6 protein-coding genes are annotated in these 6095 nt (G+C 72.0%); 2 read left to right on the forward strand and 4 right to left on the reverse strand.

All coding sequences use genetic code 11. The annotated features are described in order from the left end of the window. Both ACFFNX_RS39180 and ACFFNX_RS39185 read right to left on the reverse strand, forming a co-directional pair. Positions 1-1049, reverse strand: a 1049-nt coding sequence (locus ACFFNX_RS39180; RefSeq protein WP_378211214.1) for a HEAT repeat domain-containing protein, incomplete at its 3' end; no start/stop codon positions are given. Between the two features lie 33 nt (positions 1050-1082). Beyond that, entirely contained in the window at positions 1083-1676 is a 594-nt protein-coding gene (locus ACFFNX_RS39185) for a HEAT repeat domain-containing protein (protein WP_378211215.1), read from the reverse strand. A 138-nt stretch (positions 1677-1814) separates the two neighbouring features. Here ACFFNX_RS39185 and ACFFNX_RS39190 point away from each other — a divergent pair, with 138 nt between their 5' ends. Both ACFFNX_RS39190 and ACFFNX_RS39195 read left to right on the forward strand, forming a co-directional pair. Continuing rightward, a complete protein-coding gene (locus ACFFNX_RS39190; RefSeq protein ID WP_378211216.1) occupies positions 1815-2693 on the forward strand; it encodes an NmrA family NAD(P)-binding protein in 879 nt (292 codons plus the stop codon). 248 nt (positions 2694-2941) lie between these two features. After that, positions 2942-4567 (forward strand): ABC-F family ATP-binding cassette domain-containing protein, encoded by a 1626-nt coding sequence (locus tag ACFFNX_RS39195; protein WP_378211217.1) that lies wholly within the window; start codon positions 2942-2944, stop codon positions 4565-4567. Positions 4568-4601: 34 nt separating this feature from the next. On the opposite strand, the gene ACFFNX_RS39200 is transcribed toward ACFFNX_RS39195, so the two are convergent. After that, positions 4602-5393 carry a DUF4097 family beta strand repeat-containing protein gene (locus ACFFNX_RS39200; protein ID WP_378211218.1) on the reverse strand — a complete coding sequence of 264 codons (792 nt, stop codon included), beginning with the start codon at positions 5391-5393 and terminating at the stop codon, positions 4602-4604. Positions 5394-5482: 89 nt separating this feature from the next. After that, positions 5483-6095 (reverse strand): RDD family protein (locus ACFFNX_RS39205; protein WP_378211220.1); only part of this gene is annotated, 613 nt, incomplete at its 5' end.

Raw genomic sequence — 6095 nt, forward strand, 5'->3', positions numbered from 1 at the left:
GCCCGGCTCGCGGACGTGCCCCCGGCGGCGAGGACGGCGCGGACGGTCGGCAGCGCAGGCGCCGGGTCGCCGGTCGCCGACAGCACGCGGGCGGCGAGAACCTGTACGTCGCGTCCCGGATATGTCGCGGCCGCGGCGCCGGTGAGGTGGTGGCGTGCGGCGGGGACCAAGGGCAGCAGGTGGGCGCCCATCTCATCGATGTCGGGCGCCGTCCTGGGCGGCCGTGCCCCGTCGGCCGTCAGGAGCCCGTTCAGGCCGTCGACCAGGCACTTCGGATCCCCGGTCATGCGCCACACGTCCATGGCGGCCTCCAGGTCGCCGGTCCGTTCGGCGAACTCCCGCAGGTACGGCTCCGTCTCCGGAACGGCGTGGCCCACCCGCGACAGCGCGCGGGACACCGCCTCGCCCGCGTGCGGCAGGACCGCCACCAGCTCGGGAACGGCGGGCGCGGCGTCGGAGCCCCACTGACCGAGGACCGTGGCCAGGACCGATATCACCGCGGTGTCCGCGTCTCCCAGCCCGGCCAGCCGCCGCCGCGCCTCGTCGAACGTCCGCCGGCTCCACGGCATGCCCTGGTGCAAGAGCCGTATCCGCCTCGTGTCGTGATCCTCGGCGACGGCCGCGCAGACCGGGTCGATCCAGCCGGGATCGCCGAGCAGCATCAGCGTCTCCACGGCCTTGAGCTCCGGGGTGATCGCCACCTGATGCGCCGTCCGCGGGTAGCGTGCCGCCACCGCATGGAGCTCGTCGGCGAACCGCGCGGAGGCGCGTCCGGACCTGCGCAGCGCCCCGATGACCTCGTCGCGTACGCCCTCGTCCGGGTCGTCCAGCAGCGGGCGCACCATCGGCAACAGCAGCGCCGGAGCCGTACGCCGGGCCTGGCCGCGCACCGTCAGCCCCCACACGGCCGCACGGCGGACCGACGCCGAAGGCGCCGAGAGCATCTGGCCCAGGAGGGCGGCAACGGAGGCGTCATCCGTCACGACCAGCAGTTCGTCGGTCCACTCGCCGTGCTGCTGCCAGGCATAGTCGATCTCGGCCTCGTCCATGGCGCCGACGATGGCGGCCGTCGCACCGTCCGGTCACGTCTCGCCGTTCCGCGCCAGCGCCAGGGCGGCGGCGACCCGCTCCGTCGGCGGAGCGTGCACGACGGCGCGGTTGAGATCCTCGGCGGCTCGGGCCGGGTCGAGCAGACCGAGCGCGAGCGTGAGCGAGGGACGCACCTCCTCGTCGTCCTCGACCGCCCAGCGGTCCCACAGCGGTCCCGATGGCGCGGCGCACTGGGCGAGGGCGTACGCGGAGGCCGCGCGTACCTGCGGGTCGGCGTCGCCCAGTAGTGCCACCAGGACGTCGGCGTCCGCGCTGATCGCCGCCTTGACCGCGTCGAACGCGGAGCCGTGGGCATGGTGCGGATCGGACAACATGCCGAGCAGCCAGACGAACTCGCTGCGCCGCGCGGGTGCATACCGCGCCAGTTCGGTGAGGAACGGCACGGCCGCCACCGTCGCGGAGTAGACGGTGCCCTGGTGGAAGAGGCAGCCGATGATCTCCGAGAAGGCCTCCTCGGTCGCGTCTCCGCCCGAGGCCGCCCGGCGCAGCAGGCCGGGGACGTCGCCGGCGTCTCCGTACGCGTGACTCAGCTCAGACCATTCGACGTCGTCCAGTCCATCCAGCACCGGCGCACTCTATCCGGTAGGGCACCGGCGTCTCCGAGCGATTGACAACCGGAATCTGGATTCCGTAACGTACCCACCGTCAAGAAGAGGAAGCGAAATTCCGCTTCCGATCCGAATCGAACGAGGGTCAGAGGTCTCGTGATCGTCATCACCACTCCCACCGGCCAGATCGGCCATCAGGTCCTCGACGGCGTCCTCGGCGATGGCGTGCCGGTCCGCGTGCTCGCGCGTGACCCGTCTCGCCTTCCCTCGCGAGTCCGCGAGCGCGTCGAGGTCGTGCAGGGGTCATTGGACGACGTCGGCGTCGTCGCCAAGGCGTTCGAGGGGGCCGCCGGCGTGTTCTGGCTCGTGCCGCCGACCCCTGCCGCCGACGGCATGCGGGGCCCTGCCCTGGAGTTCACGCGAACGCTGTGCGAGGCCGTCGAGAGCCAGAGCGTCCAGCGCCTGGTCTACATCTCGGCCCTGCGCGGTGACGGGGATCCGCGACAGGGGCACGGGGCGACGTCACTGATCATGGACGAGATGATCGAGAGCACCGGCGTGAGCCGCCGGGCCCTGCGGATGCCGGGGTTCATGGAGAACCTGCTCCAGCAGATCGGGCCGCTCAGGAGCCAGGGCATGTTCTTCTTCCCGGTGTCCGGGGACCGCCGGCTCCCGGCGTGCGCCACCCGTGACGTCGCGGCCACCGCGGCCAGGCTGCTGCTCGACGATTCCTGGAGCGGGCAGGCCGACGTTCCGATACTCGGGCCCGAGGACCTGTCCTACAACGAGATGGCGCAGATCATGTCCGAGGTGCTGGAGCGGCCGATTCGATACCAGCGGGTTCCCGGCGACGCGTTCAAGGCCGGCCTGATGCGGAACGGGATGAGCGAGGGCTGGGCCCAGGGCCTGGTCGACCTGCTCACCGAGGTCGACCAGGGCGTCTACAACGCCGAGCCGCGTACCCCGGAGTCCAGCAGCCCCACCACCTTCCGCCAGTGGTGCGAGGACGTGCTCAGGCCCGCCTTCCTCGGCTGATCGGCGGGCTCCGCCGAAAACACGCTTGCCCGCCGGTTCCAGGCCTGCCTACCATCGGCTCGGTCCTGTTGCCGGCGATAGAGGTGGATGTTGCTCGTCTGAGGTTCGCGATCACCATGCGGTACGGCTCCGCCGTACGACGACGCGTGGCGGCGACCTCGGTGTACGAGCCTTTCTCAAAGCGCTCCGCTTCGCCGCGTGGTGTTCGCAGATGACGCCCCGAACATCACGACCGCGAAGGATTCGTCATGAGCGCATCCCTGACCTGCTCCGCTCTCTCGTTCGCCTGGCCGGACGGCACGCCCGTCTTCGACGGGCTGTCCCTCGGTTTTCCTCCGGGACGCACCGGGCTGGCCGGGGCCAACGGCTCCGGGAAGTCGACCCTGCTCCGGCTGTTCGCGGGGCGGCTGAAACCCTCGGCCGGCTCGGTCGGGGTCCGCGGCGGCCTGGCCTACCTCCCGCAGACCATCACCCTCGACACCGCCCTCCAGGTCGACGAGGCGCTCGGGATCGCCGACCGGCGCAGGTCCCTGCGCGCGATCGAGAGCGGCGACGTGCGGGAGGAGCACTTCGAGACCGTCGGCGACGACTGGGACGTCGAAGAACGCGCCCTCGCCATGCTCGGTTCGCTCGGGCTCGACGGCATCGGCCTGGACCGTACGGTGGGGGAGATCTCCGGTGGCGAGACCGTCCTGCTGCGCCTCGCCGCCCTGCTCCTGGAGCGCCCCGACGTCCTCCTGCTGGACGAGCCGACCAACAACCTCGACCTGCACGCTCGCCGGCGGCTGTACGAGGCCGTCGACGCCCGGCGCTCCGGCATCCTGGTCGTGGTCAGCCACGACCAGGAGCTGCTCGAACGCGTCGATCGCATCGCCGAGCTCCGGGCCGGCGCGGTGTCCTGGTACGGCGGCGGCTGGTCGGCGTACCAGGAGGGCGTGGCGATCGAGCAGGAGGCGGCCGGGCGGATGCTGCGCGCCGCGGAGGCGGACGTACGCCGGCAGAAGCGGGAGCTGGAGGAGACCCAGATCAAGATCGCCCGGCGCCGGCGCAACAGCCGGAAGATGGACCTCGAGCGGCGGGCGCCGAAGATCATCGCCGGTGCCAAGAAGCGGTCCGCGCAGGAGTCGGCGGGCAAGCTGCGCAATCTTCACGAGGACCGGCTCGGCGAGGCCCGCGACCGGCTCGAAGAGGCGGCGGACGCCGTACGCGACGACGACGAGATCCGCGTGAGCCTCCCGCACACCGCCGTGCCCGCCGGGCGCACCGTGCTCGGCCTGCGCGGCGTACGGCCCCGGTACGGACGGCTGCGCGCGGCCGACCTGGAGGTGCACGGGCCCGAGCGGATCGCCCTCGTCGGGCGTAACGGCTCCGGGAAGACCTCTCTCCTGCGCACGCTCACCGGCGAGCTGCCGCCGCTGGCCGGCGAGGCGAAGACGTATGTGCCGCTGCGGTTCCTCCCGCAGCGTCTCGACGTGCTGGACGACGACCTCAGCGTCGCCGCGAACGTCACCCGCCAGGCGCCCGGCATGACCGACAACCACATCCGCGCCCAGCTCGCCCGCTTCCTGGTCAAGGGGGCGCGGGCGGACCAGCCGGCCGGCACCCTCTCCGGCGGCGAGCGCTTCCGCGCGGCGCTCGCCGCGATGATGCTCGCCGAACCGGCGCCCCAGCTGCTGATGCTCGACGAGCCGACCAACAACCTCGACGCGCCGAGCGTCCGGCGGCTCACCGGCGCGCTCGCGTCGTACGAGGGGGCGCTCATCGTCGCGAGCCACGACCTGCCGTTCCTGAAGGCGGCAGGCATCACGCGCTGGCTGCTGCTGGAGGACGAACTACGGGAGACGACCCTGGAGGAGATCATCGCATCGGACTGAGAGGGTCATCCGGCCCAGGCCGGAGCCGAAACCGTCATTGACCGGCTGGAACGATGTTCACACTGCCCGAGTCGGTGTGCAGCGTGAGCCGTGCCGACGCGCCGGAGGCGGTGGGCACGCCGATGTGCCGGCTGCCCGAGTCGGTGCGCACGTCCACGTTGTACGGGCCGCCGGGGACGGCCAGGCGCAGTGACCCGGAGTCGTTGTTCATCCGGACGTTCTGCGGAGCCGAGGTGAACGCGAGCCGGATGGAGCCGGAGTCGCTGGCGGCCGTCGCGCTCGCCGAGCGGAGCTCGATCGCGCCGATCGACCCCGAGTCCGTGCTCGCCTGGAGGGTGCCGCCGACGTCCTGCAGCGTCACCGCGCCGGAGTCGGACCGGGCGCTCACGTCGCCGGTGACGTGGCGTACGGTCACCGAGCCGGAGTCGGTGCTCGCGTCGGCGGCCCGGACGCCCGTGACGTTCACCCGGCCGCTGTCCGTGTGGGCACGTACGCTGACCGAGGCGGGGACGGCCAGGTCATAGTCGATCCGGCACCGCCTGCAGCCGGTGCTGAAGCTCAGCGTCCCGTCGCTCACCTGCTGACCGGGGTGGGGAGTGCCGCTCTGGTAGTGCACCACCCGGTGGACCGTCACGTCGTTGCCACTGGCCCTCGTCACGACCACGTGCCCGTCGCCCGCGTTGACCTGCACGCTCGTGACCCCGGAGACGTGCGTGTCGTTCATGGTGGTGGTGTGCCGGTAGTCGGCGAAATGCACGCCGACGCCGCAACCCGACGCGGTCAGTGCGGTGAGGGCGACGACGATCGCCGCACTACGGCTCTTCACGGATGACTCCTCGAAAGTCGGTTCGAGAAGAACGCTACGGGACGACCGTCGTCGCTCCCATGCGGCTGGCACGCCGGGTGAGGGTGGGGCTAGCCCCCCATGGCCGGGCCCCGGCCGGGGCGATCCAGCACGACGGTGTGGACGAGCTTGTCGGCGAACGTCTGGTGCTCGGCGTCCCAGAGCGGCCAGAGGAAGCCGAGATGGCACGGCAGCGAGTCCAGCACGTGGGCGAGCCGCCGGACCAGGGCCCGTCCGACGCCGACCGGCCGGCCGGTGCGGGCGTCGAGCAGTTCGATCTGCAAAATCCGTTTCCCGGGGCTCTGCCCGGTGCGGCCCTCCCGTACGAGGGTCCGCACCAGCAGCACGAAGAAGGTGATCAGGCAGATGAAGGCCACGATGGGGATGGTGGCCCGGGTCGTGGAGATCGCGACGCCCCTGTTGAGCGCGGTGATGTTCTCGCGGGCCCACACGACCGCGAAGAGGTAGGCGAAGTAGCACAGGATCGGCGGCACGACGAACAGGCCGTCGAGCAGCGCGGCGGCCAGCCTGCGGCCCCACGACGCGTACGGAGGCGCGGTCGCAGGCGGCGGCCAGAGGGCGGCCTGGCGGAGCACGACGTCGGCGAGCGGTGCGGGGAGCCAGCCGAGGCCGTCCTCCGGCCGGCCGAGTGTGGACAGCAGCCAGGCGGGCGGCGGTCGCCGG

The organism is Actinoallomurus acaciae (genome assembly GCF_042429965.1).
Lineage (GTDB): Bacteria > Actinomycetota > Actinomycetes > Streptosporangiales > Streptosporangiaceae > Actinoallomurus > Actinoallomurus acaciae.

Coding starts and splice junctions, on each gene's coding strand:
- ACFFNX_RS39195 (WP_378211217.1), top strand. CDS start 2,942: ATGAGCGCATCCCTGACCTGCTCCGCTCTCTCGTTCGCCTGGCCGGAC.